Origin of the sequence: Azospirillum sp. TSH64 (genome assembly GCF_003116035.1) — a bacterium.
Lineage (GTDB): Bacteria > Pseudomonadota > Alphaproteobacteria > Azospirillales > Azospirillaceae > Azospirillum.
In genome coordinates this window covers 2141203-2166437 of sequence record NZ_LGQW01000015.1, presented here as the reverse complement: position 1 = coordinate 2166437, position 25235 = coordinate 2141203, and the positions used below count along the sequence as shown (strand labels likewise).

At 66.8% G+C, this 25235-nt stretch carries 24 protein-coding genes; 11 read left to right on the top strand and 13 right to left on the bottom strand.

All coding sequences use genetic code 11. The features are described 5' to 3' along the window. Positions 1 to 294: 294 nt before the first annotated feature. Both TSH64_RS11385 and TSH64_RS11380 read right to left on the bottom strand, forming a co-directional pair. Positions 295 to 3798: an indolepyruvate ferredoxin oxidoreductase family protein gene (locus tag TSH64_RS11385; RefSeq protein WP_109096831.1), complete on the bottom strand. Its 3504-nt coding sequence runs from the start codon at positions 3796 to 3798 to the stop codon at positions 295 to 297. Positions 3799 to 4057: 259 nt separating this feature from the next. Continuing rightward, positions 4058 to 5137 (bottom strand): response regulator, encoded by a 1080-nt coding sequence (locus TSH64_RS11380; RefSeq protein ID WP_109096830.1) that lies wholly within the window; start codon positions 5135 to 5137, stop codon positions 4058 to 4060. 361 nt (positions 5138 to 5498) lie between these two features. Between TSH64_RS11380 and TSH64_RS11375 the strand changes: the two genes are divergently transcribed. Further along, positions 5499 to 6053, top strand: a complete 555-nt coding sequence (locus TSH64_RS11375; RefSeq protein ID WP_247872885.1) for a hypothetical protein — start codon at positions 5499 to 5501, stop codon at positions 6051 to 6053. A gap of 27 nt (positions 6054 to 6080) precedes the next feature. On the opposite strand, the gene TSH64_RS11370 is transcribed toward TSH64_RS11375, so the two are convergent. Further along, a complete protein-coding gene (locus tag TSH64_RS11370) occupies positions 6081 to 7361 on the bottom strand; it encodes a lytic murein transglycosylase (RefSeq protein WP_109096828.1) in 1281 nt (426 codons plus the stop codon). A gap of 359 nt (positions 7362 to 7720) precedes the next feature. Between TSH64_RS11370 and TSH64_RS11365 the strand changes: the two genes are divergently transcribed. Together TSH64_RS11365 and TSH64_RS11360 are read left to right on the top strand one after the other, a co-directional pair. Next, complete coding sequence (locus TSH64_RS11365; protein ID WP_109096827.1) at positions 7721 to 8818, top strand: glycosyltransferase; 1098 nt, start codon at positions 7721 to 7723, stop codon at positions 8816 to 8818. Positions 8819 to 8929: 111 nt separating this feature from the next. Continuing rightward, entirely contained in the window at positions 8930 to 9451 is a 522-nt protein-coding gene (locus TSH64_RS11360; RefSeq protein ID WP_247872884.1) for a GNAT family N-acetyltransferase, read from the top strand. Positions 9452 to 9461: 10 nt separating this feature from the next. On the opposite strand, the gene TSH64_RS11355 is transcribed toward TSH64_RS11360, so the two are convergent. Next, the gene (locus tag TSH64_RS11355; protein WP_109048389.1) at positions 9462 to 9677 is read right to left on the bottom strand and encodes a hypothetical protein; all 216 of its coding nucleotides are present in this window, start codon (positions 9675 to 9677) and stop codon (positions 9462 to 9464) included. Positions 9678 to 10041: 364 nt separating this feature from the next. Continuing rightward, positions 10042 to 10290 (bottom strand): hypothetical protein, encoded by a 249-nt coding sequence (locus tag TSH64_RS11350; RefSeq protein ID WP_109096826.1) that lies wholly within the window; start codon positions 10288 to 10290, stop codon positions 10042 to 10044. 268 nt (positions 10291 to 10558) lie between these two features. On the opposite strand from TSH64_RS11350, the gene fumC reads away from it, so the two are divergent. From fumC to TSH64_RS11330, 4 genes are all read left to right on the top strand, one after another. Beyond that, on the top strand, positions 10559 to 11950 hold the full coding sequence (gene fumC, locus TSH64_RS11345; protein ID WP_109096825.1) for a class II fumarate hydratase: 1392 nt from the start codon (positions 10559 to 10561) through the stop codon (positions 11948 to 11950). 89 nt (positions 11951 to 12039) lie between these two features. Further along, on the top strand, positions 12040 to 12246 hold the full coding sequence (locus TSH64_RS11340; protein ID WP_109096824.1) for a ribbon-helix-helix domain-containing protein: 207 nt from the start codon (positions 12040 to 12042) through the stop codon (positions 12244 to 12246). A gap of 94 nt (positions 12247 to 12340) precedes the next feature. Beyond that, positions 12341 to 13063: a DUF599 domain-containing protein gene (locus TSH64_RS11335; RefSeq protein ID WP_109096823.1), complete on the top strand. Its 723-nt coding sequence runs from the start codon at positions 12341 to 12343 to the stop codon at positions 13061 to 13063. A 137-nt stretch (positions 13064 to 13200) separates the two neighbouring features. Continuing rightward, on the top strand, positions 13201 to 13416 hold the full coding sequence (locus TSH64_RS11330) for a hypothetical protein (protein ID WP_109096822.1): 216 nt from the start codon (positions 13201 to 13203) through the stop codon (positions 13414 to 13416). A 47-nt stretch (positions 13417 to 13463) separates the two neighbouring features. Here the strand turns inward: TSH64_RS11330 and TSH64_RS11325 are convergent, their stop codons facing one another. The 4 genes from TSH64_RS11325 to purE all read right to left on the bottom strand — a co-directional run bounded on the left by TSH64_RS11325 (position 13464) and on the right by purE (position 19014). After that, positions 13464 to 15215, bottom strand: a complete 1752-nt coding sequence (locus TSH64_RS11325; protein ID WP_247872883.1) for an EAL domain-containing protein — start codon at positions 15213 to 15215, stop codon at positions 13464 to 13466. A 333-nt stretch (positions 15216 to 15548) separates the two neighbouring features. Continuing rightward, positions 15549 to 16739: an acyltransferase gene (locus tag TSH64_RS11320; protein WP_109096820.1), complete on the bottom strand. Its 1191-nt coding sequence runs from the start codon at positions 16737 to 16739 to the stop codon at positions 15549 to 15551. 555 nt (positions 16740 to 17294) lie between these two features. Next, the gene (locus TSH64_RS11315) at positions 17295 to 18419 is read right to left on the bottom strand and encodes a 5-(carboxyamino)imidazole ribonucleotide synthase (protein WP_109096819.1); all 1125 of its coding nucleotides are present in this window, start codon (positions 18417 to 18419) and stop codon (positions 17295 to 17297) included. A 58-nt stretch (positions 18420 to 18477) separates the two neighbouring features. After that, a complete protein-coding gene (purE, locus tag TSH64_RS11310; RefSeq protein WP_109096818.1) occupies positions 18478 to 19014 on the bottom strand; it encodes a 5-(carboxyamino)imidazole ribonucleotide mutase in 537 nt (178 codons plus the stop codon). Positions 19015 to 19229: 215 nt separating this feature from the next. Here purE and TSH64_RS11305 point away from each other — a divergent pair, with 215 nt between their 5' ends. After that, positions 19230 to 19694, top strand: a complete 465-nt coding sequence (locus tag TSH64_RS11305) for a group III truncated hemoglobin (protein ID WP_247872882.1) — start codon at positions 19230 to 19232, stop codon at positions 19692 to 19694. Between the two features lie 37 nt (positions 19695 to 19731). Here the strand turns inward: TSH64_RS11305 and TSH64_RS11300 are convergent, their stop codons facing one another. Continuing rightward, the gene (locus TSH64_RS11300; RefSeq protein ID WP_085089646.1) at positions 19732 to 19932 is read right to left on the bottom strand and encodes a DUF465 domain-containing protein; all 201 of its coding nucleotides are present in this window, start codon (positions 19930 to 19932) and stop codon (positions 19732 to 19734) included. Between the two features lie 273 nt (positions 19933 to 20205). Between TSH64_RS11300 and TSH64_RS11295 the strand changes: the two genes are divergently transcribed. Next, entirely contained in the window at positions 20206 to 21300 is a 1095-nt protein-coding gene (locus TSH64_RS11295; RefSeq protein WP_109096817.1) for an ATP-dependent 6-phosphofructokinase, read from the top strand. Positions 21301 to 21320: 20 nt separating this feature from the next. Next, a complete protein-coding gene (locus TSH64_RS11290) occupies positions 21321 to 21767 on the top strand; it encodes a TIGR02444 family protein (protein WP_109452536.1) in 447 nt (148 codons plus the stop codon). 1 nt (position 21768) lies between these two features. Here TSH64_RS11290 and TSH64_RS11285 read toward each other — a convergent pair whose 3' ends face one another. Further along, positions 21769 to 22182 (bottom strand): hypothetical protein, encoded by a 414-nt coding sequence (locus TSH64_RS11285; RefSeq protein ID WP_109452534.1) that lies wholly within the window; start codon positions 22180 to 22182, stop codon positions 21769 to 21771. 183 nt (positions 22183 to 22365) lie between these two features. Here TSH64_RS11285 and TSH64_RS11280 point away from each other — a divergent pair, with 183 nt between their 5' ends. Beyond that, a complete protein-coding gene (locus TSH64_RS11280) occupies positions 22366 to 24141 on the top strand; it encodes a tetratricopeptide repeat protein (RefSeq protein WP_109096816.1) in 1776 nt (591 codons plus the stop codon). Here TSH64_RS11280 and TSH64_RS11275 read toward each other — a convergent pair. Continuing rightward, positions 24117 to 24377 (bottom strand): hypothetical protein, encoded by a 261-nt coding sequence (locus TSH64_RS11275; protein WP_098739639.1) that lies wholly within the window; start codon positions 24375 to 24377, stop codon positions 24117 to 24119. The genes TSH64_RS11280 and TSH64_RS11275 overlap by 25 nt on opposite strands. Before the next feature lie 131 nt (positions 24378 to 24508). After that, positions 24509 to 25189, bottom strand: coding sequence for a carbonic anhydrase (locus TSH64_RS11270; RefSeq protein WP_109452532.1), 681 nt, complete (start codon positions 25187 to 25189; stop codon positions 24509 to 24511). Positions 25190 to 25235 lie beyond the last annotated feature (46 nt).

Below are 25235 nucleotides of genomic sequence, written 5' to 3'. Positions count from 1 at the left end.
CCAAGTTGCAGCGAATTCGGTCGGAAATCGCCTTGCAGCAGCGAATTCCGTCCGGGAATTTCAGAAGTATTTAATGGCTATGCCGCATTTCGTCACTTCAACCCGAAACCCGTGACGTTTCTGAAATGGGGTTGCGACGCTACTCGCATTTCCAACATTAGCAGATACTGCGGCTTTCGCTATGAGACTTTGGTCGTGGCTGACGGGTTGGTAGGTAAAGCATTGTGCGGAGAAGCCCAATCGCTTGGGCTTCTCCAAACTTCATTTGTTTGCCTGCACCGCCTCAGGACTGCCTCACTCTGCCGCCAGCGGCTGCGGGGCGGCGACCGGGGCGCGGAAGTCGGCCAGCAGCTTGGCCTCCTTCGCCTTGGCCGCCGTGACGTTGCGGGCCTTCACCGGGCCGTAGCCACGCATCTCCATCGGCACCCTGGCGATCTCCACCGCCAGATCCAGCTTCTCGCGGGTCAGGCCGTTCAGCAGCTCGCCCACCACCGCCTCATAGTCGGCGATCAGCTGGCGTTCCTGGCGCCGCTCGGCGGTGCGGCCGAACGGGTCGAGCCGGGTGCCGCGCAGACGCTTGCCCTTGGCCAGCAGGCGCAGGACCGGCAGCATCCACGGACCGAAGCTCTTCTTCTTCGGTTCGCCGCCGTCCTCTCCGGTCTCGGCCATCGCCGGCGGGGCCATGTGGAAGGTCAGTTTCCAGTCGCCTTCGAACATGCGCTGGACATTCTCGACGAAGCCGCTGTCGGTGTAGAGCCGCGCCACCTCATACTCGTCCTTGTAGGCCATCAGCTTGAAGTGGCCGCGTGCGACCGCCTCCGTCAGCGCGGTGGAGCCGGGCACCTTCTGCTGCTCGGTCCGGCGGGTCCAATCGACCAGCGCGTGGTAGCGGGCGGCATAGGCGGCGTCCTGGTAATCGACCAGGAAGCGGTGGCGGCGCTCGATCACCTCGTCCAGGCTGCCGGACTGGCGGCGCTGGTCGAGCAGCAGCGACTGCACGGCCTGCGCCACCTCCTGAGGCTTCGCGGCGGCTTCCACCGACGCCAGATCGACGGCGGCGCGGCGGCCCCATTGGAAGGCGTCGAGGTTCAACTTCACCGCCACGCCGTTCAGCTCGATGGCTTTGATGATCGACTCCTCGCTCAGCGGGATCAGACCCTTCTGCCAGGCATAGCCCATCAGGAACGGGTTGGCGTAGAGGCTGTCGCCCAGCAACGCTGTGGCGAGCTTGGTCGCGTCGAAGGCATCGACATTGGCTTCGCCGCCGCAGGCCTTGCGGATGTCGCCGACCAGATCGCGGACCGGGATCACCATGTCCGGTTTCTTGATGAAGTCGGCGGTGATGCTGTCATGGGTGTTGATGACGGCGCGGGTGCGTCCGGCGGTCATCTTCGACAGGCCGTCGCCCGCCGCCGCGACGATCAGGTCGCAGCCCAGCACCGCGTCAGCCCCGCCGGCGGCGATGCGGACGGAGTGGATGTCCTCCGGCGTGTTGGCGATGCGGATGTGGCTGGTGACCGCACCGCCCTTCTGCGCCAGCCCGGTCATATCGAGCACGCCGACGCCCTTGCCCTCGATATGCGCGGCCATGCCCAGAAGTGCGCCGATGGTAACGACGCCGGTGCCGCCGACCCCGGTGACATACAGGCTCCAAGTCTTGTCGAAGGCCGGGACGGCGGGGGCGGGCAGGGCTGTGGCGTCGGCCGACTTCGCTGCGGCCGGTTTCGGCTTGCGCAAGGACCCGCCTTCCACCGTCACGAAGCTGGGGCAGAAGCCCTTGGTGCAGGAGTAATCCTTGTTGCAGCTCGACTGGTCGATCTGACGCTTGCGGCCGAACTCGGTCTCCTGCGGGATCACCGACACGCAGGACGACTTGGCCGAGCAGTCGCCGCAGCCTTCGCAGACCAGCTCGTTGATCACCACGCGCTTGGCCGGGTCGACCATCTTGCCGCGCTTGCGGCGGCGGCGCTTCTCGGTGGCGCAGGTCTGGTCATAGATCAGGACGCTGACGCCGGGGACCTCGCGCATCTCCTTCTGCACGCGGTCGAGGTCGTCGCGATGCTCGACGGTGGTGAATTGCGGCAGGCCGTTGCCGATGCCGTACTTCTCCGGCTCGTCGCTGACGACGGTGATGCGCTGCACGCCTTCCGCCCGCAGGACGTTGGCGATTGACTGCACCGTCAGCGTGCCGTCGAAGGGCTGGCCGCCGGTCATGGCGACCGCGTCGTTGAACAGAATCTTGTAGGTGATGTTCACCTTGGCGGCGATGGCCTGCCGGATCGCCAGGATGCCGGAATGGAAATAGGTACCGTCTCCCAGATTGGCGAAGATGTGCTTCTCGTCGGTGAAAGCGGCCTGACCCACCCACGGCACGCCCTCGCCGCCCATCTGGGTGAAGGTATCGGTCGAACGGTCGAGCCACGTTGCCATGTAATGGCAGCCGATGCCGCCCAGCGCCCGGCTGCCCTCCGGCACGACGGTGGAGGTGTTGTGCGGGCAGCCGGAGCAGAAGGTCGGCTTGCGCACCACGCGCGCCACATGGGCCTTCTGCTTCTCCTGCGCGTCGAGGAAGGCGATGCGGCGGGCAAGGTTCTCGTTCTCGATGAAGCGCTGCAGGCGGCGGCCGATCACCACGGCGATCTGCGCCGGCGTCAGTTCGCCGGCACTCGGCAGGATCCACTCGCCCTGCTCGTCGAACTTGCCGACCACCTTGGGGCGGACGTCGGGGTTCCAGTTGTAGAGCTGTTCCTTCAGCTGGTTCTCGATGACCGCGCGCTTCTCCTCGACCACGACGATCTCTTCCAGACCCTCGGCGAAGTGGCGGACGCCGTCGCGCTCCAGCGGCCAAGGCATGCCGACCTTGTAGACGGTGATGCCCCAGTCGGCCGCCATCTCCTCGGTGATGCCAAGCTCGTCGAAGGCCTGACGGACGTCGAGATAGCTCTTGCCGGTGGTGACGATGCCGAAGCGCGGACGCGGGCTCTCCATCACCACCCGGTCCAGCTTGTTGGCACGGGCGAACGCCAGGGCGGCGTACAGCTTGTGCTTCATCAGCCGGTATTCCTGCTCCAGCGGCGGGTCGGGCCAGCGGATGTTCAGGCCGCCCGGCGGCATCGGAAAGTCGGCGGGGACGATGGGGGAGACGCGGTGCGGATCGATGTACACCGACGCCGAGGTATCCACCGTCTCCGCGATGGTCTTCATCGCGATCCAGCAGCCGGAATAGCGGCTCATCTGCCAGCCGATCAGGCCGTAATCCAGGATCTCCTGCACCCCCGACGGGTTCAGCACCGGGATCATCGAGTGCATGTAGGCGTGTTCGGACTGGTGCGGGAAGGTGGAGGACTTGCAGTTGTGGTCGTCGCCGGTCAGCACCAGCACGCCGCCGTGGCGGGAGGTGCCGGCGGCGTTGGCATGCTTGAACACGTCTCCCGACCGGTCGACGCCGGGGCCCTTGCCGTACCACATGGCGAAGACGCCGTCATACTTGGCGCCCTTGAACATGCCGACCTGCTGACTGCCCCAGACCGCGGTGGCGCCCAGCTCCTCGTTCACGCCGGGCTGGAACTGGATGTGGTTCTTTTCCAGGAATTTGCGGGCGTTCCACAGATTCTGGTCGAAGCCGCCCAGCGGCGAGCCGCGATAGCCGGAAATGAAGCAGCCGGTGTTCAGCCCGGCGGCAAGGTCGCGCTGGCGCTGCATCATCGGCAGGCGCACCAGCGCCTGGGTGCCGGTGAGGTAAACACGCCCCTGTTCGAGCGCGTACTTGTCTTCGAGAGACACTGTTGCGAGCGCCATTCTTCATTTCCTCCCATCGGTCGGCAGCCTGGCAAACTCCTGGACGGAGTGCTGGGGAACCGATTTGTTCGCTGGGCAAAAAGGTAATGAAGGCTGTCTTATATCGCAACGACTGCGGCCGGCCATCCTGCAAAAAGCAAGGAACGGCGCGGCAACCGCCGGTCTTCCGTAACGGAGCGTATGGAATGCCCTGCCTTGCGGAAATTCCCTCTCCGTCCCTCTCTCGCCCAGATCGTCATCAGACGATATGGGAAGGGACTCAGCGCCCCGTCAGGGGGGACTTGCCCGGAGGGGTCGGGCTGCCGCCTTCCGGCCAATTGCCGAAGTCGCTCTGGCCTCGGGCCGCCAGCGTGCGGACGCTGGCCCGCAGGGTGCGGATCAGGCAAAGCGCCACCGCCATCGACTGGGCGCCGCCGTCCGAACCCGCCAGCCAGCGCAGGGCCGCGGCATGGGCCTGGAGCGCATCGACATAGCCTTCGATGTCCGGTTCCACCCAGGTGACGCAGGTGGACAGCGACGCGACGACCGAGGACGCGGCGGAATCGCCGGCTGTGGCGATCTGCACATCCGACAGGGCATGGCGCAGCCGGCTGCCGATCGGGTCGGGTCGCTCGATTGCCGCCTCCAGCTTGTCGAGCGCCAGCAGCATCCGCATCCGCTTGGGGTCGTCGCTGCGCATGGTGGCGGCGCCACGGTCGGGTGGCATGGCGGAGGCCGGAACCGCAGTCGGCGGTACCGGCGTCGGCGGCACCGGGTTCGTCGGTGTCGTGGGGGGCGTTGCGGGAGGGGGCAGATGCGCCATCCCGCTCGCCGCCGGGCGCGGCGTGGCCGGCCGCGGGGAGGGCAGGCTGGTGGTCGACGGGCTGCCCTGACCGGCCGGGTTGGCCGCCGGACGGGCGGTATCGCGTCCCGGCTCGGCAGTTCCCGTCCGGAGGGAGCCGTCGCGACGGTTCAGCACCGCGTCGATGCGGCGAGCCAGAGTGGCGGCCGGCACCGGCTTCGCCAGCACGGAATCGGCGCCGGCATCCCAGGCGCTGCGCACGGTGGCGAGGTCGGCGTTGGCGGTCAGCACGATGATCGGCATGCCGGGCCGCAGGCTGCCCGGAGACTGGCGGATCCACTGGACCAGCTGCGCGCCACCGACCGGTTCCATCACCCAGTCCGTCACCATCAGGTCGTAGACCTCGCGGCGCAGCGCGTCCTTGGCCTCCTGCCCGTTGCCGACCGCGGTGATCTGGCCGACGCCCCACAGCCCCAGCATGTCCTTCAACGCCCGCTGCAACAGCGGGTTGTCGTCGACAATCAGGATCTTGATGGGGGAGGCGGGACGCTTCGTCATGGAGTGGTTCCGATGATGCGGCTGTGTCTGTCCCGATATCCGCCTCGACGGCTCGCTTTTCATGGAGGGGGACGGGTAAGCGCCCAATGAGACAGCCCATGCACCGTTGGGTGGGCCGGGTTATCCCCGCCGCAGTTCGAATGGGTAGCCCACGCGGTCGGACACCTCTTTCGATACCGGAAAGGTGAGATCGGCACATATCAGAAATCTCTGATGGTGATGGACGCACGCTTCCGCCGCTCCTATGATTTCCCTGTCGGGTTTCAAAATGGGGCGTGCGATGAGCGGCGGATGCGGTGGCGGATCCTGTGGCGGTGGAACATCCCATCTTTCCGGCGGATCGGGTGATCTGAAGCACACCATGCGGATGGCGATGGTGGTGAACGGGCTGCTCGGCGCCCTGCTGCTCGCCTCCGCCAACGCGACGCAGGCGGTCACCCTGTTGGCTGCGGCCCTGCTGGTGCTGAACCATGCCGCCGGTCATGCGGTGACGCTGGTCGGGCTCGGGCGCCGGCCGGACTGGCATGCGCGCCTGTCGATGCTGCACGGGGCGGCGCTGGGTGTTGCGGCGGTTGCGCTGGTGGTAACGGCCGGGCGCAGCATCGCCGGCATGGCGATCCCCGACATGCCGCTCGCCAGTCTGGCCCTGCTGCTGGCCATCGGCGTGACGGTGGCGACCGCGACCCTGCTGTTCGCCGGCCGGCGCGGCAGGCTGAACCTGCGGGCGATCTGGCTGTGCTCGCGCAAGGATGTCCTGCCGCTCGGCGCCGGCCTCTTGGGGCTGGCGGCAAGCTGGCTGCTGCTGGACGGAGCGCCCGACGCGCTGGTCGGCGCCGGGGTCGCAGCGTTCCTGCTGCCGGCCGCCTGGGGCCTGCTGCGCGGCGGCATGGGGGGCGAGGGGGTAGCTGGACAATAGCCTCAGCCACCCGTCACGGCCTTATCCTCACGACCGCTGGCGCAGCCGCTCCAGCAGGGCCTTGGTGGCGAAGCCGTCCGGGATCTCGCCGACAGACGCCTGGAAACGCCGCACCGCGTTGCGGGTGTTCGCCCCGACAATGCCGTCGGCGGCACCCGGCTCCAGCCCCAGCGACGCAAGCCGCTGTTGCAGGTCGATGCGCTCGTCGCGGCTCAGCGCCTGTTCCTCGCGCGGCCAGGGGCCGCGGACGCCGGGCTTGCCGGTCATGCGGTCGGCCAGCATGGCGACGGCCAGCGAATAGCTGGTCGACGGGTTGTAGCGCATGATCGCGCGGAAATTGTCCCGCACAAGGAAGGCAGGGCCGCGATGCCCGGCCAGCACCAGGATCGCCGCCGATCCCTCGCCGCCCAGATCGCCGCCGTCCAGCGGACGCACACCCAACCGGCGCCATTCCGACAGCGGCTTGGTGATGCTCAGCTCCGCCTGATCGTAAGCGAAGCCGTCGGGCAGCCGCACCTCCTGTCCCCAGGACTCTCCCTGCCGCCAGCCATTCGCCAGCACGAACTTGGCGGTGGAGGCCAGCACGTCGGGCATGCTGCCCCAGATGTCGCGGTGGCCGTCGCCGTCCTCGTCCACCGCGTTGCGCAGGAAGACGGTCGGCATGAACTGGGTCTGGCCCATGGCGCCGGCCCAGGAACCGGTCATCCGCTCCGGCGCGATGTCGCCGGAGTCGAGGATGCGCAGGGCTGCCAGCAGCTCCGACCGGAAATAGGCGGCGCGGCGGCCTTCAAAGGCCAGCGTCGTCAGCGCGTCGATGACCGAGAAGTTGCCGGTCGACTTGCCGAAGTCCGATTCCACCCCCCAGAAGGCGACCAGGATCTCTCCCGGAACGCCGGTGCGGCGGGTGATGCGGGAAAGCAACGCCGCATGCTCCTGCAACTTCTGACGGCCGTCCTGGACGCGCTTTTCATTCACGGCGCTGTCCAAATACTGCCACACTTGCCGGGTGAACTCGGGCTGTGCGCCATCCAACTCGACGACGCGGTCGGACAGCTTCACCCGCTGGAAAGCGCGGTCGAAGGTCTGCGGACGGATGCCCTGGCCCAGCGCCTCGGCACGAAGGGCCGCCAGCCATTCGGGGAAGGAGGCGGGCTGCTGCGCCACGGGCTGGACGGCCGCCGTCGCGGTACCGGATGCCGAGGTTGCGGCTCCGGTTGCGACCGGTGCGGTGGCACCGGTGCTCTGGCAGCCGGCCATCAGCAGCGTGGCGAGAAGGAGGCGGGCGGGATGACGGAACGGAAGTCGCATGCGCTCGACCGTGATCGGAGGGGAAACCGGGCCGTGACCCTAAGGCCCCCGGCCGCAAGGCTCAACCGTCAAATGGGCAGCCCTATCGGGGAAACGCCTATTGCGAGGGGTATACGCTTGCAGGGCCGCCGGACCGGTCCATATCAAATTTCAATGCAACGCTTTCGCAAATCCCGTCCGGCAAAGCCCTGTCTCCAGGCGCCGAACCCGGCCGGATTTGTCCAGGTTGAGTTCGTCTTGGGCAGGGCTGCCGGGACGGGACCGGAAGCCGGAACACCACCTTCTCCAATCGCGTTGATCCGGGAGCGCTTCCATCGGGAAGCGGCTTCCCGTCGCGGAACGCCAAGGGTGCCGAAGCCATGAAAATCGTGATCCTCGGCTTGACCAACGGGGGCTTGACCAACAGAGGCTTGACCAGCGGGTACCGCCAGGATGGCGGGCACAGCATGCGCTGGCGCGCGCTGATCCATGGGTTGGCGATCCGCGGCCATCGCGTCGTCGCGGTTGAGCGCACCGGCCCCGGCCCCTCCGTCCCCTGGACCATTCCCGGCGGCGAGGTGCTGTCCTACGGCGCCTGGGACGAGGTGGCGGTGGCGGCTGCGGCCCAGGCCGACGATGCCGGCGTGGCGCTGGTGGTGGCGCAGGGGCCGGACGCCCGTGCCGCCGCTGACCTCGTCCGCCAGTCCAGGACCCCGCGCCGCGTGCTCTACGATCCGGAGGCTGCGGTCAGCCTGACGGCGCTGGAGGCGGGAGAGGCGGTGGAGCATCTGCCGGCCGACGGGCTGGCCGGCTTCGACATGGTGCTCGCCTCCTGCGGCGGGCCGGCGCTGGACCGTTATCGTGCCAAGGCGGGGGCGGAGTCGGTGGCGCCGCTCTACCCCTGGGTCGTGCCGGAGGAGGACAAGCCCGGCGACTTCAAGCGGGAGTATCTGGCCGATCTCTGCTGCATCGTCGGTGGGCCGGACGGCATCCGCGAGGGGCTGGACAAATTCTTCATCGACCCGGCCCAACGGCTGACCCGCCGGCGCTTCGCACTGGTCGGCTCCGATCTGCCCGACGGGGTGCCGCGCACCACCAACATCCTGACCTTCCCCGATCTCGACCCGGTGCGTCATGCCGATGTGCTGGCTTCGGCCAGCCTCGCGCTGACGCTGGCCCGCGACGACGAGCGACGGATCGGTTGGTGCCCGTCGCCCCGGCTGTTCCTGGCCGCCGCCTGCGGGGCCGCCATCGTCGCCGACCGGTGGGAGGGGTTGGACAGCTTCTTCGAGCCCGGCCGTGAGATTCTGGTGGCGGCGCAGACCGACGACGTGACCACGGCGATGATGCTGCCGCGCAACCACCTGACCGACCTCGGCCGCCGGGCGCGCAAGCGGGTGCTGGCCGAACACAGCGCCGAACGGCGTGTGCAGGAACTGCGCAGCATCCTGGACCTTAAGGGCGGCGGCGACGATTGACGGCTTCCGGTTTATCGGGAGTGCGAAAATGCGGGGAGCGGGCTATGGTCCGCTCCCCGTTTCGTTTTGCGCCCAATGCCATTTGGCAAATTTTCAGGGAGCCCGCCTCCGATGCCGCCTCCGATGCTGCCTTCGTTGCCGACCGTCACCATCCGCCCCGCCGTTGAGGAGGATTGCACGACCATCCTGCGCTTCGTCCGCGAACTGGCGGAGTTCGAGCGCGAGGCCGATGCGGTCAAGGCGACCGAGGAGGATTTCCGCCGAGACGGCTGGGGGCCGCAGCCGGTGTTCGAGGCGCTGATCGCCGAGTTGGACGGCGCGCCGGTCGGCTTCGCGCTTGCCTTCCGCAACTTCTCCACCTGGGAGGGGCGGCCCGGTCTCTATGTCGAGGATCTCTATGTCACGCCGGACGCCCGGCGCTACGGCGTCGGCCGCAAGCTGCTGGCCGCCGTGGCGAAAAGCGCGGTGGAGCGCGGCTACCGCCGGGTGGATCTCAGCGTTCTGGACTGGAACCCGGCTCGTGGATTCTACGACCGGGTCGGCTTCCGCCAGATGAGGGAATGGCTTCCCTACCGCCTGACCGGGGAGGCCCTGTCCAACCTCGCAGCGGAAGACGGTACCAGGGAAGATTGAAAGGCGGGGATCAGACGGCGCGGTTCAGAGCGGACGCGCCGATGATCTCGGCATAATCGGCACGCTCGCTGCGCAGATTCGACAGAAGATCGACCAGGCTGTCGCGGACGAAGGCATCGTCCTGTTCGACGATAGTGTCTTGCGTCAGTCGAATGAATTGGTCGAGAAGCGCGATATGGGCCGCGGAGGAGGAGGTGATCTTCTTCGAGTTGACGGCGCCGATCATGTAAATCTCCCTAGGCCTGAGCGTTCCCGATGGCCCTATCAAGCCATTGGGTGAGTTAAAGACTTCCTAACGGGACTATGCGGCAGGTAGTATCTTCGGGGGTACTTCCGATCTATGGTCGCGTTATCTAGGACAGCCACGAAGAGTTACCTCAAAACGTCTATGACGCCGTCTGAAGTCCTGCTGCAATGATCCCCGTCGGATGCCCCGGCGGGTAGCATGCATGATGACAACACGCACCGCTATGTCCGGTTGCTCAGACCGCCCGAGGGAATTGGAGGGAGGGACCACCAAAGGGTGCAGTCCCGCCCATCCGGTTGGACAGTCACAACCCCCTGAAAATGCTAATTCCCGAAAAAGTCGATCAGGCGGCGCGGCGTGTGGCGGTGCGGTCGCGGGCGTCGGCGCGCGCCATGGCGCGGGCGATCAGATCGCCGAAGAGCCCGCCGATGGGCTCCTCCAGCACCGCGGCCCGGCCGGTCGGCATCGGGCCTTCCATCAGCAGGGAGCCTTCCTCGCCGGGGCCGAGAACCCGCCAGCCGCGGCTCTTCATCTCCGCAACGCGCGTCCGGGCAATGAAGGCGCGGATATGGTCGTGTGCCAGATCGTCCATCCTGTTCCCCCAATCGCTGTCGACAGCCGCTGGTCCTGCGGCGGATCGTTAAAGAAAGCGTACGGAAGAACGGCGAACGCAACAAGAACAAATTCGAGTGAACAGCGAGGATTTCCGCCGAGTCGCTCAAGCTCCCGCTTTGAGCGTGTCCCTGGCCTGCGCAGTCCCGGCCCTTGCCGTTCCGGTGTCCACCGCAAAGATCAGGCGGGGCGGGGGCAGTTGCAACCCGTCCCACCCGTGAAAAGCGGCGATCAGGAAAGGTCCGACCATGAGCGGTGTCCGCACCGAAACCGACAGCTTCGGCCCCATAGACGTTCCAGCCGACCGTTACTGGGGCGCTCAGACCCAGCGCTCGCTTCAGAATTTCCGCATCGGCGGGGAGCGCATGCCGGTGCCGCTGGTGCGCGCATTGGGCATCCAGAAGCGTGCCTCCGCCGCCGCCAACATGAAGCTGGGCGTGCTCGATCCGAAACTCGGCGCCGCCATCATGGAGGCGGCGGACGAGGTGATCGACGGCCGGCTGGCCGATCACTTCCCGCTGGTGGTCTGGCAGACCGGGTCCGGCACCCAGACCAACATGAACGCCAACGAGGTGATCGCCAACCGCGCCATCGAGCGGCTGGGCGGCACCATGGGAGCGAAAACGCCGATCCATCCCAACGACCATGTCAACATGGGGCAGTCGTCGAACGACAGCTTCCCCACCGCCATGCACATCGCGGCGGCCGACGAGATCGTACACAGCTTGATCCCGGCGCTGGAGCATCTGCGCACGGCGCTCGACGCCAAGGCCGACGCCTTCCAGGACATCGTCAAGATTGGCCGCACCCATCTCCAGGATGCCACGCCGCTGACGCTGGGGCAGGAGTTCTCCGGCTATGCCGCCCAGATCTCGTACGGCATCGGCCGGGTGAAGGGCGCGCTGCCGCAGCTCTACCGGCTGGCCCAGGGCGGCACCGCGGTCGGCACCGGCCTGAATGCCAAGCCGGGCTTCGCCGAAGCCTTCGCCGAGGAGGTGGCGGCCTTCACCGGCCTTCCCTTCGTCACCGCAGAGAACAAGTTCGAGGCGCTGGCAACCCACGATTCTCTGGTCGACGTGCACGGCCACCTGAACACGCTGGCAGTGTCTCTGATGAAGATCGCCAACGACATCCGCCTCCTGGGATCCGGTCCGCGCTCGGGCATCGGCGAGCTGTCGCTGCCGGAGAACGAGCCGGGATCCTCCATCATGCCGGGCAAGGTCAACCCGACCCAGTCGGAGGCGATGACGATGGTCTGTGCCCAGGTTATGGGCAACCACACCACCGTGACCGTCGCCGGCGCCACCGGCCATTTCGAGCTGAACGTGTTCAAGCCGGTGATCGCCTTCAACGTCCTGCAGTCGATCCGCCTGCTGGCCGACGCCGCGACCAGCTTCACCGACAATTGCGTGGTGGGAATCGAGGCCAACCGCGAGCGCATCGCCAAGCTGGTGTCGGACAGCCTGATGCTGGTGACGGCGCTGAACCCGCACATCGGCTATGACAATGCGGCGAAGATCGCCAAGAAGGCCCACAAGGAAGGGACAAGTCTAAAGGAGGCCGGGCGGGAACTCGGACTCCTGACGGATGAGCAATTCGATCAATGGGTTCGCCCCGAACGGATGGTTGGTCCAGGCTAAGCTTGGGGTTAGGGTGGGGGTGAGTTATCCCGGCCGCGCCGGCCTTCCTCTGACCACCCCCATCTCCCACTGCGATGCGTTGAGTGACCATGAAGAAGCGTTCGGTCCTGATCGCCGGCCATCCCACCAGCGTCTCCCTCGAGGAAGAGTTCTGGGACTCCCTGAAATCGGTGGCGCAGTCCCGCGGCCTGTCGGTCAATGCCCTGATCGAGGAGATCGACCAGACCCGGACCGGCAACCTGTCCAGCGCCATCCGCGTCCACGTGCTGAAAGCGGTGCAGGCGCGTGGGGAGTAGGGGGGCCTCTCGGATACCCGCAGGTGGACACCCGCCCATTGCCGGCGTACACGGGTGCCTGCTCCCCCCGTCACCTTGCCAAGACCCCGCCGCCATGCCGCCAGACGTCACCACGCTCGACATCGTCGCCTTCGTCTGGTTCATCGGCTCCTGGGTCGGCTTCACCGTCACCCAGGACCATCTGCTGTCCAACCGCAACGTTGTGAACCGGCATCTGCGGATCGTGCGCCGCCACTGGATCGAGCGAATGCTGGAGCGCGACAACCGCATCATGGACGCGCAGCTGTTCGGCCATACCATGCACAGCTGCACCTTCTTCGCCTCCACCAACATGCTGGTGCTGGCCGGGCTGATCGGCACCTTCGGTGCGGCGGAACGGGCGCAGCAGGTGATTTCGGACCTTTCCTTCGCCGTCCCGACCTCGCACCAGATGTTCGAGATCAAGATGCTGCTGATGGTGGTGATCTTCACCTTCGGCTTCTTCAAGTTCACCTGGGCGCTGCGCCAGTACAATTACTGCTGCGCCCTGATCGGCTCTGCGCCGATGCCGCCGGTGCCTCCGCAGGACCGCCGGGAGATCGCCCGGACCATCAGCGAGGCGCTGACCCTGGCCATCGTCGCGCTGAACGGGGGCATCCGCGCCTATTACTTCGCATTGGCGGCCCTGGTCTGGATCATCGGCCCAATTCCGCTGATCGCCGCGTCCAGCGGCGTCGTTTTCGTTCTCACCCGCCGGCAGGCGTTTTCCGCAACCGAGAAGGTCATCCGCGTACAGACCCAATGGTTGGAGAGAAACGAGTCAAGAAAAGCAAAATAACGAATAAAATCCAACACGTTATCTTGTACATGCGACCAAACGTCCTCTACCTGGCGGCGAGTTGCGGCGGCTAAGGTCGGGTCATCAAGGAGCGCACGACAGCTTGCCGGTGCGACGCAGCGAACAAGGGAACGACGATGGACGCCGATACCGCAGTGACCATTATGGAAGCCCTGGACCAGGCGGAAGCCTTGCTGAACCGTGTGCATCTGCGCGACGGTTATGCCGGCCGCGACACGCTGGCGCGCAACCGGGAGCTTTTGAACGCGGCCCGTCATCGGCTCGACCAAGTCCACAGCATTGAGGAAATGGGCGTTTTCACCGGCTTCGGCCGGTCGGCGGTTCTCGCCTGAGGCCGGACCGGCGGTCCGGCAGGTCTGCGCCCGCCAGTCCCTCTGCCTCAGCCCTTCAGCAGCACCTTGCCGCCGCCGCGCACCTTCGACCAGTCCTTGGCGAAATAGGCGAAGTCGCTCGACGGCCGGCTGAACAGGAAGCCCTGGGCAAAGGACACGCCCAAGCCGTTCAGCAGCTCGGCGTGCACCGTCTCCTCCACCTGCTCGCCGATCAGTTCCAGTCCCAGCTGGCGGCAGACATCGACCATGCTGCGCAGCATCGCCATGTCGCGCGGGCTGTTCACGGCGCCGCGGACGAACTTGCCGTCGATCTTTGCATAGTCGGCTTGGATGCCGTACAGCGACTGAAAGCTGGTGGAGCCGGCGCCGACATCGTCCAGGCAGATGCGGAAGCCGCTTTCGCGCAGCTTCTGCAAGACCTCATTCAGCTTGGCGATGTCGGTGACGACGACGGTTTCCGTCACTTCGATGAGCAGCTTCGAGGCGAGATCGCCGTAAGGGGCGACGACCGACTGGAACTGCTTGAAGAAGATCGGGCTCATCAGCGTCTTGGCGGACAGGTTGATCGCCACATCGGGCAGCTTCGGTTCCTTGCGGAATTGCTGCAGCGTGTCCAGCACTGTGCGGGTCAGCAGCAGGTCGAAGTCGTAGATCAGCCCGACATCCTCGGCGAAGGTGATGAAGTCGGCCGGCGAGCTCATCCCCTCGACCCGGGTCAGCGCCTCCAGATGGTGGACGGCACCGGTGCCGATGTCGACGATCGGCTGGTAAACGACGACGAAGTCGCGGTTGTCGATGGTGGCGCGCAGCTGCCCGATCCGCTCCACCGCCCCGGCCATCAGGCGGTTGGCACCATCCTCCAGGCTGGAGATGGTGAACTCGCCGCCTTGCGCGGAGGCGAAGGCCTGCACGGTGTAGACCAGCGCGCGGGCGGCATCCGCGGCGTCCAGCCGGTCGTCGGCCATGTCCAGCGTCCAGGACCGGATGCCGCCGGGCAGGGCACCGCCCGCCGCCTCGATGATCTGGGCGATGTGGCCCTGGACCTCGCGCCCGTCGATGTCGGCGGCATGCACGATGCCGTAGCGGTCGCCGGTCAGCTGTCCGGCACTGTCGCCGTCGGCGGAGATGCCGCGCAGATAGGCATCGATGCCCTCGCGCACCTCCGCCGCCGCTCCCTCCGGCATCGAGTCCACCATCGCCTGCAAGCCTTCGACCAGCAGCAGGGTCAGCCCCTGCTCCAGTCCCCGTTCGCGCGCAGCGTGGATGCGCTCCTCCAGGATGCCGGCGAAGCCGCACTGGTCGAGCAGTTCACCCTGGGCCGCCGTCACCGACCCACTGCCGCCGTTGCCACGGGCCGGAGAGGTCAGCAGCACGGTGAGGAACAGGGAACCGGGACAGGAATCGAGCCGGCAGCCGCCGAGCAGTGCCGGGAACTGCTGACCGTCGAAGGCCTGGAACATCACGCGCGATGGCTTGATCCGCGCCTTTTCGCGGATGCGGTCGAACAGGACATGGACGTATTTGCGGTCGCCGGGGGCCACCACCTCCATCAGGTTGCTGCCGACCAGCCCACCGACCTCGCCCCTGGTCAGCCGGCAGCGGGCGCCGGCGGAAAACAGGATATTGCCGTGGGGGTCCGATTCGATCAGCAGATCGGCGGCGGCGAAGGCAAAACCGACGAAGCGGTCGCGGTCGCGGCTGGACTGTGGACGGCGATGGCCGGCCGCACCGGAGGCCGGGGTGACGGCCGGTCCGATCGGGGGAGGGGAGCGACCTGCGCTTTCCTGCGACAAGGGCATCGTCATCCGACTACAAATTACATCAAAGTTTAGAGAGTTTCTTCCTGAATGCAACAGAGAGTAACCAATATTGATACGAGATAAAAGCCGCATCGATGGGAAATGACCTTCGTCCGGCTCGAACGCGGCAATTTGAGACATCTATTTCGTAAATGCAAAATACCCGAAGTAACTTTGCCGGATGCTCATGACTGCGATTGGCAACGTCACCAAGAAATTGACTGAATCGTTCCGGTGTCGAAATGATATTTGTCGATGGCGTCAGGCATGAACAGGCGACCCCATCGGGTCTTTGATCCAGAGTCGCCTCGTCATGCAACATGGTTAAGCAGGTCAGGCAACTTCCACCGTCGCCGGCCGGACCGCAGGCTTGCGCCGCTTCAGCAGCAAGGCGTTGAAGCTGGATTGTCCGGGTATCTCCACGAAGCGGTGGGTCAGGCTGGCGACCGCGACCACCGTCCCCAGATAGGCGAGCGCCAGAAGATCCATCATCCAGGTGGCACCGAAGAAGATCAGCCGGTCTTCAGCGCCGTCGGCCGCCTGTTCGATGAACATCGGCTGGCCCGACAGCCTCTGCATTGCGACCGCCGCCTTCTCGTACAGCGCGATGACCAGCGCATGCACCATGTAGACGGAATAGGAGCGGGCGCCCAGCCATTGGAAAGGCCGCATCGCCAGCAGCCGGGAAATCACCCCGCCTTCAAAGGCGAACACCCAAACGACCAAACCGAACAGCAGGGGGGAGGCATAGGACAGGGCATTCCCGCGCGCCGTTGCAACGAAGACGATCACCGCGGCAAGGCTGAGCCCCTCGCTCAGTCCGGCTATCGGCGACCCGGCTGTCGGGCACCGCAACGACAGCCTGGACAGTCCGGCGCCGCGGGCCGCCTGGAACAGCCGATACGCCACGTGGCCGGTGAAGAAACCATAGAGGCAGCGGAAATATCCAAAGTCGAAGCTGGTGTCTATGTATTGGTCGGACCATCCCATGACCACGAAGGCTCCGGCAGCCGACAGCGCCACCGCCGACATCGTCACCAGCCACGTGCGGCGGGCCAGCAGGCAGAGCGCTGCGAAGGTGACGTAAGCGAGGAACTCGGCGCTGATCGACCAACTCGGAATGTTCCAGGTCAACCCGTCCTCGATGCCCAGGGAATGCACAAGGAACAGGTTGCTGAGAATGGAGGACGGGGCGAAGCGGGCGGTGAAGGCAGCCGTCTCGCCGCTGACCGCCAATGCCTTCACGATCTCCAGCGGAATGAAGGCGATCAGGGTGGCGGCATGCAGCGGCCAGACCCGGCCAAGGCGTCTGACCAGAAAATTCCTGCCGTCCGCGGTCGAGTTCAAGCGGTGGATATACGCGTGGGTGATGACGAAACCGCTGAGGACAAAAAAGAAATCCACAAACAAATAACTACCGCGAACGAACGGAACGAGGTAGAAATGTCCTGAAGCGTTGAAGTGAAATAATGCGACGAACACGGCGCATAAGCCGCGCCAGCCGTCGAGAACTGGAAAGCGCATTTCGGATCTCCAGATTGGCGTATTGTCTCAACCATTTCACGCTGGCTGCCGATATTTTTGCTGCAAAAGGTGATATTTGCTTGGCGATGGGGATTATTCGCCCGATTACCGTTGGCTGAACTTAAATGTCGGAACCGCAACCAAAAAGCGGAAATCAGGCTTATTCCGAACGCCGGCCGGTGATTACCTCCGAAAGGTTGTGGCGATAGAATGCCCGCTTCCTGAGGACCGCGGATTTGTCCGGCCGCGGGCGGCCCTACCTATTGTGAGCGGCACCATATCTGGCTGGAGCCTGAAACACCGTTTGATTGTCTTGGAAGCGGTACGCTGCTTGCGCCTTCAGGTTGCGCTCTTTCGGCCTTGAGCCGGGCAGGCTCAACCGCCATTCTCCAGCCGTCCCGTCGCGGCCGAGAAACCGGTGATGTCCATCCGCCGGCGCAGCGCGTGCAGTGGCTGCACGTCGGTGGCGGCGGGACCGAGCCTCCGTCCAAATAGAAAAGGCCCCGCCGACCGTGCCGGTCGCGGGGCCTTTCGGCTTCTGCCACGGTGCCGGCGTCAGCGCCGTGGGAACAGCCGGTTGACGTGGCCCATCTTGCGGCCGGGCCGGGCTTCCGCCTTGCCGTACAGGTGCAGCCGGGCGCCGGGCTCGGCCAGCAGTTCCGGCCAGCTCAGCACGTCGTCGCCGATCAGGTTGGTCATCTCGGCATCGGCCACCCGCTCCACCGAGCCCAGCGGCAGGCCACAGACGGCGCGGACGAGCTGTTCGAACTGGCAGGTGGCGCAGGCGTCCATCGTCCAGTGGCCGGAATTGTGCGGGCGCGGCGCCATCTCGTTGACCAGCACGGCGCCATCGGCGGTGACGAACATCTCCACCGCCAGCACACCGACCAGATCCAGGGCCTCGGCGATGCGCCGCGCGATGCGGTCGGCCTCCGCCGCGGTTGCCGCCGACACCTTTTCCGGCGCGGCGGGTGCTATGGTGACGTCGAGGATGCCGTCCTTGTGCCGGTTCTCCACCGCCGGATAGGCCACCATCGCGCCGTCGGCGCCGCGGGCGACGATCACCGACACTTCGCAGGCGAAGGTGACAAAGCCCTCGACGATGCCCTCCACGCCGGGTTTGCCGCCGCCGATGCTAGCCCAGGCGGCGGCCGGATCGCTGCCGCTGTCCAGCCGGGCCTGGCCCTTGCCGTCATAGCCGAGCCGCGTCGATTTCAGCACGCAGCGCGGACCGACCTCGGCCACCGCGCGCGCGACCTCCTCGGCACTGTTGGCGGCGCGCCAAGGAGCGGTGGCGATGCCCAGCGCGTTGACGAAGCTCTTTTCCGCGATGCGATCCTGCGCCACCGACAGCACGTTCGGGCCGGGGTTCAGGTTGGTGAAGCGGCGCAGATGCTCGGCCGTGGCGACCGGCACATTCTCCCACTCCAGCGTCACCGCATCGACCGAGCGGGCGAAGCGCTCCAGCGCCTCCAGATCGTCCCAGCCGGCGACGGTCGCGGCGGCGCTGACCTGCGCCGCCGGGCTGTCGGCCGCGTCGGGGGCGTAGACATGGGTTTTGTAGCCCAGACGTGCCGCGGCCAGCGCCGTCATCCGGCCGAGCTGTCCGGCACCCAGCATGCCGATGGTGGAGCCGGGGGCGAGGCGGGGCAGGGGAGTGCCGGATGGGGTGCCGGTCATGACGGTGAGGCTTTCAAGTTGTCCGGGCCAGTCATCAGGCCAGTCATCAGGCCAGTTATCAGGCAGGATCGTCGACGGGGGCTTCGGCGACCGCGGCGGTCTGGCGGGCGCGCCAACCGTCCAGCGCGTCGGCCACCGCCGGGTCCATCAATGCTATGACAGAGCCGGCCAGCAAGGCGGCGTTGATGGCGCCGGCCTTGCCGATGGCCAGCGTGCCGACCGGCACGCCGCCCGGCATCTGCACGATGGACAGCAGGCTGTCCATGCCCTTCAGCGCGTGGCTTTCGACCGGCACGCCGAAGACCGGCAGCGGCGTCATCGACGCGGCCATGCCCGGCAGATGGGCGGCGCCGCCAGCCCCGGCGATCACCACCTTCAGCCCGCGCGCCTTGGCGGTGGTGGCGTATTCCACCAGCCGGTGCGGGGTGCGGTGGGCGGAAACGATGCGGACCTCATGCGGGACGCCCAGCGCCGCCAGCGTGTCGGCGGCGTGTTTCATCGTCGTCCAGTCGGACTGGCTGCCCATGATGATGCCGACCAGCGGCTGGACGCCGGCAGCCGAAGCGGTGCTGTTGGGGGAGTGGTCGGCGGTCACGGCCTGGCGCTTTCCTCAAGGTCCGGAAAGCGGCGCATTATAGGAAGAGTCGGGCTTCTGTCCAGAGGCGGCGCCTTTCCTCAGCGCCTGCGTGCCACGAATCCCACCCTGCGGCTGCGACATTCCGGCCCTTCCGGCGGAACATGGTTCCACTTATGGTGCCGCCTTATATGGACCGGATAGACCCTGCTCAATTCACTCGGCGGACCCATCGCATGACCGACCCCGTTTCCGGCGAAGACCTCGGCGACACCCAGCGCAAGGAACACCGCGACATCCGCACTGCCATGGCGGAGGAACGGATGGCCGCCGTCGGCATCGACGAGGCGTCGATCGAGACGCTGGTGCGGACCTTCTACGGCAAGATCATGAAGGACGAGGAGCTTGGCCCGATCTTTGGCCGTGCCATCACCGATTGGGAGCCGCACCTGCGCAAGATGATGGATTTCTGGTCGTCCATCGCCCTGCTGACCCAGCGCTACGACGGGCGTCCGATGCCGGTCCACATCTCGCTGGGGCTGGAGCCGCCGCATTTTGAACGCTGGCTGGGCCTGTTCCGCCAGACCGCCCACGAGGTCCTGCCGGCCGAAGGCGCCAATTTCCTGATCGGCAAGGCCGAGAACATCGCCCGCAGCTTCCAGATGGGCATCCAGTTCTTCACCGTGCCCAAGAAGGGGTGACGAGGTTCTCCCTCTCCCGTCCCGGGAGAGGGAATGATTAAGCGATGATGTCCGGCAGCAGCCGGCTCTCCAGGACCATGATCTGGTCCTTCAGCATCAGCTTGCGCTTCTTCAGCCGCTGCATCTGCAACTGGTCATAGGGCGCACGTTCGACCAGCCGGGCGATGACATCGTCCAGGTCGCGGTGCTCGCTGCGCAAGCTCGCCAGCTTTTCCTTCAAAATCTCTTGCTCGTTCATCGCGCCCGTTAGGAATGGCCGTTGCCCCGGGTGGGTCGGGGGTGCTCTTGCGGGTGACCCTTTGGCTGGGCGGGCCGGACTATACCAGATTTCCGGCGGTACCGCACCGCCAAACCGCTGGCTCGGACCTTTGGCATGCCCGACGTCGTTGCGGATGGGTGCCGCGGGCGCAATGCCCCCTTTGCGGATGCGGGCAACGATTGCGGGAAAGTTCTGATCCGGTAACATGGTGGTCCATTTCAATGAACAGGCGAACGGGACGGGAAACCCTCAATGACTGCCCCTAATAAAGCCGGCAAGCGCATCGGCATCCTGACCAGCGGCGGCGATTGCGCCGGGCTGAACGCGGTCATCCGTGCGGTGGTCCACCGCGCCACCGGCTATGGCTGGCAGGTGCTGGGCATCAAGGAAGGCACCCAAGGCCTTCTCCAGCGCCCGGTGCAGTACCAGACGCTCGATCTCGGCTCCGTCGACGGCCACATGATGCGCCAGGGTGGCACCATCCTGGGCACGACCAACCGCGGCGACCCCTTCGCCTATCCGATGCCGGACGGCACGTTGAAGGACCGTTCCGACGAGATCATCGGCGGCTACCGCGAACTCGGGCTGGACGCGCTGATCGGCATCGGCGGCGACGGCAGCTTCGCCATCCTGCACAAGCTGGCGCAGAAGGGCGGCTTCCCGATGGTGGGCGTGCCCAAGACCATCGACAACGACCTGGGCAAGACCGAGGTGTCGGTCGGTTACGACACCGCTGTCGCCGTGGCGGTGGAGGCGCTGGACCGCCTGCAGCCGACCGCGGCCAGCCACCACCGCGTGATGGTGCTGGAGGTGATGGGCCGCGATGCCGGACACATCGCGCTGGCGGCCGGCATCGCCGGCGGGGCCGACGTGATCCTGATCCCGGAGATCCCCTATTCCATCGAAAGCATCGCCGCCAAGATCCAGAGCGTGCGCGACTCCGGCCGCAACTTCGCCCTGGTCGTGGTGTCGGAAGCGGTGAAGACGCTGGAAGGCACCGGGGTCAAGAAGATCCTCCAGGGCGGTGAGAAGCGCTATGGCGGCATCGGCGACTATATCGGCGAGAAGATTGCCGACGCCACCGGGGCCGAAACCCGCGTCACCGTGCTGGGCCACGTCCAGCGCGGCAGCATGCCCAGCCCGCGCGACCGCCTGATCGCCTCGGCCTTCGGCGTCCATGCCGTCGATCTGATCGCGGAGGGCAAGTTCAACCGCATGGTCGCCTGGTCCAACCGCGGCGTCATCGACGTGCCGATCACCGAGGCGATCGAGCATTATTCCTGCGTCGAGCTGGACGGCGCGCTGGTGAAGACGGCCCGCGGCCTGAACATCAGCTTCGGCGACTGATCCTTGTGGCGATGGGCGGAATGTCCGCAAATCCCTTCTGGGACTTTTCCCTGGCCGTCTATGGGCGGCCGGGGGTACCGGCCTGCTGCCTGTCCCTTCAGGACCGGCGCGGGGTCGACGTGAATGTGCTGCTGTTCGCCGCCTGGGCCGGCCTGGAGTGCGGCATCCGCCTGTCGGCCGAGGAGTTGGTTCGCCTCGACGGGGCGGTCGCCGGCTGGCGCGACGAGGTGGTGCGTCCGCTCCGCGCCCTGCGCCGCCGTGCCAAGGCGGAGGACGAGGTCTTCTATCGGCGCATGAAGGCCGCGGAACTGGAGGCCGAGCGGGTCCAGCAGGACCGATTGTTCGCCACGGCGGGCTTCATCCCGCAACCGGGCGGCGGCGTTGAGCTTGCCGCCGCTAACATGGCGCTGCTGGTGCCCAGCGGCGACCCGGCATTGGATGACCTGCTGGGAATGCTGGGGGACTGATCTAACGGTTCAGGATCAGTTCGTTCGGATCGCGCACCGTGTTGGACACCAGCACCGGCTTGCCGGCATAGAAGGCGCTGCACCGCTTGCCGCTGACCAGGCGGGTCAGCGCCGCCTCCCATTCGCGTCCCTTCGGTCCGATGATGCGCAGCTTCAACTGGTCAATCAACGGGAACACCTTGAACTGCTCGATCTCCAGCGGTTCGGGGCTGGTGGTGGTGAAGGCATCCTGCTTCAGGGTCAGTGTCTTGCCGTTGATCTCCAGCGTCACATCCTGGGCCCATGGGCAGCCGTTCGGCTTGGCGCCCTCATTGGCCTGCGCGGCGGCGATCCCGAAACAGACGGTCAGGGCGGCGGCGAGAGTAACCCGGCGGAGGCCGGAGTGGCAGAGTGCCCGGATTGGGCGGGTGGTCATGATCCGCTCCTCGAAGAACGGCGCGGACAATAACGATGGGTCAGCATCATGACAATCCAGGGAAAAACCCAATTCTGTGACCGTTTGCGACGATTTCAGACGTAGGCCCGGCTGGACCGGCCGGGTGCCGGAAGGGCATGATCCGGATCCCGGTAGCGAGCCCGTCATCTTATAAGAGACCCGATGGTTACTTTGTCACAGGCTCTGCTGATCGCGCTGGACCACCATCAGGCGGGCCGCGTGGCGGAGGCGGAGGACATCTACCGCCGAATCCTCGGCGCCGACCCCGAATATGCCGACGCCATGCAGCTTCTGGGGGTGCTCGCCGCGCAGACTGGCCGTCAGGCGGCGGCGCACCGGTGCCTGCGCCTTGCCGTGGCGCTGCGTCCCGACGGGGCCGGCGGGCTGTCGAACCTCGCCGGAGTCGAGCAGTCCGCCGGCGCCCTCGACGCCGCCGTGCGGTACTATGGCCGGGCGCTGCGCCTGATGCCGGACCTCGCCGATGCCCATGCCAGCCGCGCCGGCGCGTTGCGCCGGCTGGGACAGGTGCCGGCCGCGCTGACGGCCGCCGGCCTTGCGCTGGCCCTGGCGCCCGATCATGCCGATGCGCTGGCGAACCGGGCCGCCGCCCTGCTGTCCTGCGGCGATGCAAGGGCGGCCGAACGCTGTGCCCGCCGCTCGTTGGGCCTGAACGCCCGGTCTGCTGTTGCACTTGCGACCCTTGCCGCCGCCCTGGCAGTCCAACGTCGCTGGATGGAGGCCGAGTCCGCCGCCCGTGACTCGCTGACCATTGACCGCACTGCCGCCGAGCCGTGGGAGGTGTTGGGCGCCGTCCTGGCCAAGCTCGCCCGCTTCCCGGAGTCGCTGGAGGCCTTCGCCGCGGCGGAGAGCCTGAGACCGGGCCCGTCGGTCCATGCGGCGCGGGGCATCGCCCTGGTCGCCATGGCCCGCCCGGCGCAGGCTGCCGTCGAGTTCGAGCGTGCGCTGGCCGACCGGCCGGAAGATGTCGGTCTGCACTGGAATCTCGGCTTCGCCCGGCTGATGGCCGGCGATTACCGGGGCGGCTGGCCAGAGTTCGACTGGCGCCGCCGTGACGCCCATGCCGATCCGCCCTGGCGGCCGTTCCCTCAGCCGCTGTGGCAGGGCGAGCCGCTGAACGGCCGCAGCATCCTGCTCTATGCCGAGCAGGGGCTGGGCGACACGCTGCAGTTCCTGCGCTATGTCCCGCTGGTGGCGGCCCGCGGCGGCCGGGTGGTGCTGGAGGTGCAGCGGCCGTTGATGCCCCTGATGGCCGGGCTTGAGGGGGCGGCGGAGATCATCGCGCGTGGCGATCCGCTGCCGCCTTTCGATCTCGAATCTCCGCTGATGAGCCTGCCGCGCGCCTTCGCCACCGATCTCGACAGCGTGCCCGCCGACACCCCCTACCTGCGCCCTGACCCGGCGCGGATCGCCCGTTGGCGGGAGCGGCTGGGGCGGCGGGACGGGCTGCGCGTCGGCGTCGTCTGGGCCGGCAACCCGCGCTTCCCCGGCGACGAGGAGCGCTCGCCGAGGCTCGCCGGACTGCGCGGCCTGTTCGATGTGCCGGGCTGCCGGTTCTATGGATTGCAGATGGGGCCGGGACGCGCCGGCCTTGCCGAGAGCGTCCTGCCGGACAGCTTCACCGATCTGGGGACCGCCATCTCGGACTTCGCCGACACCGCGGCGATCATGGCGAACCTGGATCTGGTGGTGTCGTCCTGCACCGGGCCGGCCCATCTCGCCGGCGCGCTGGGCGTGCCGCTGTGGGTGGCGCTGCCCTTCTCGGCGGACTGGCGCTGGCTGACCGGCCGTGACGACAGCCCCTGGTATCCGACAGCCCGCCTGTTCCGGCAGCCGGCGCCCGGCGACTGGCCTGCGGTCGCCAGGCGCATGGCCGCCGAGCTGGCGGCGCTGGCTCAGCGCTTCAGGCCGTTGCCGTAGCGGGAGCAGTCGTAATCGTCGGTCCCGGCCTCGGCGTGGCCGCCGTTGGAGGTGTTGTAGCGCGGGTCGTCGCAGCGGCCGTTGCGGGCGTAGGAGTCGGAATTTCCCGATCCGAACAGCCCGCCGCCGCCGCTGTTGCCGAACAGTCCACCGCCACTGTTGCTGCTGGTCTGGTTGCAGGCGGCGAGCGCCAGCGGCACGGCGGCGACGATCACGAAGCGGAGCGCGGTCTTCATGGCAGTCCCTTTCTCTTATGAGGATTGCGAAGGAGAGTTTTTCCTTCGCCCTCAACAGGGCAGGGGGCCGGCAAATCCCGTGCCGGCGCTCGGGTTAACGCTTCCTGGCCTGAAACGGCTCGCCGAGCCGCTCACTCGACCGGCTGGAACAGTCGGGTGACGGGATGGATCGCCCACATCTCGCCCGACTCGATGTCGAACCACCAGCCATGGATGTTCAGCGTGCCGGCCTCCACCCCTTCGCGCACGAAGGGGAAGGTCATCAGGTTCTCGACCGACGCGCGCACTGCGGCGCGTTCGATCACCGCCGGGGTGTTCTGCAGCTTCTCCGCATCGGCGCGCGCCTGTTCGGAGCCTTCCGGCCCGACATAGGGGTCGAGCGCGGAGCCGGCGATGGACACCCAGGGAGAGACGAAATCATCCTCCGCCTTCTGCCCGGCGCGCAGCCGGATCAGGCCCTGGATGCCGCCGCACTTGGCATGGCCCAGCACGATGATCTCCGACACCTTCAGCGCCTTGACCGCATATTCGATGGCGGCCGAGGTGCCGTGATAGGCGCCGTCGGGCTGGTAGGGCGGGACGAGGTTGGCGACGTTGCGCACGACGAACATCTCGCCGGGTTCGGCCATCGTCAGCAGCGCCGGGTCGACGCGGCTGTCGGAGCAGCCGATCAGAAGGACCTCCGGGTGCTGCCCTTCGGTCGCCAGTTGCCGCATGCTGTCGGGGCGCCGCTCATAATAGCGGGCGCGGAATGCCTTGATGCCGGCCAGAAGCTGGCGGATGGGCTCGGACGGTTTGCTGCTGAAGGGCATGATGGGCTTTTCCCCTTTGGCGCCGGCCGGCGGCGATGCCGGTTCC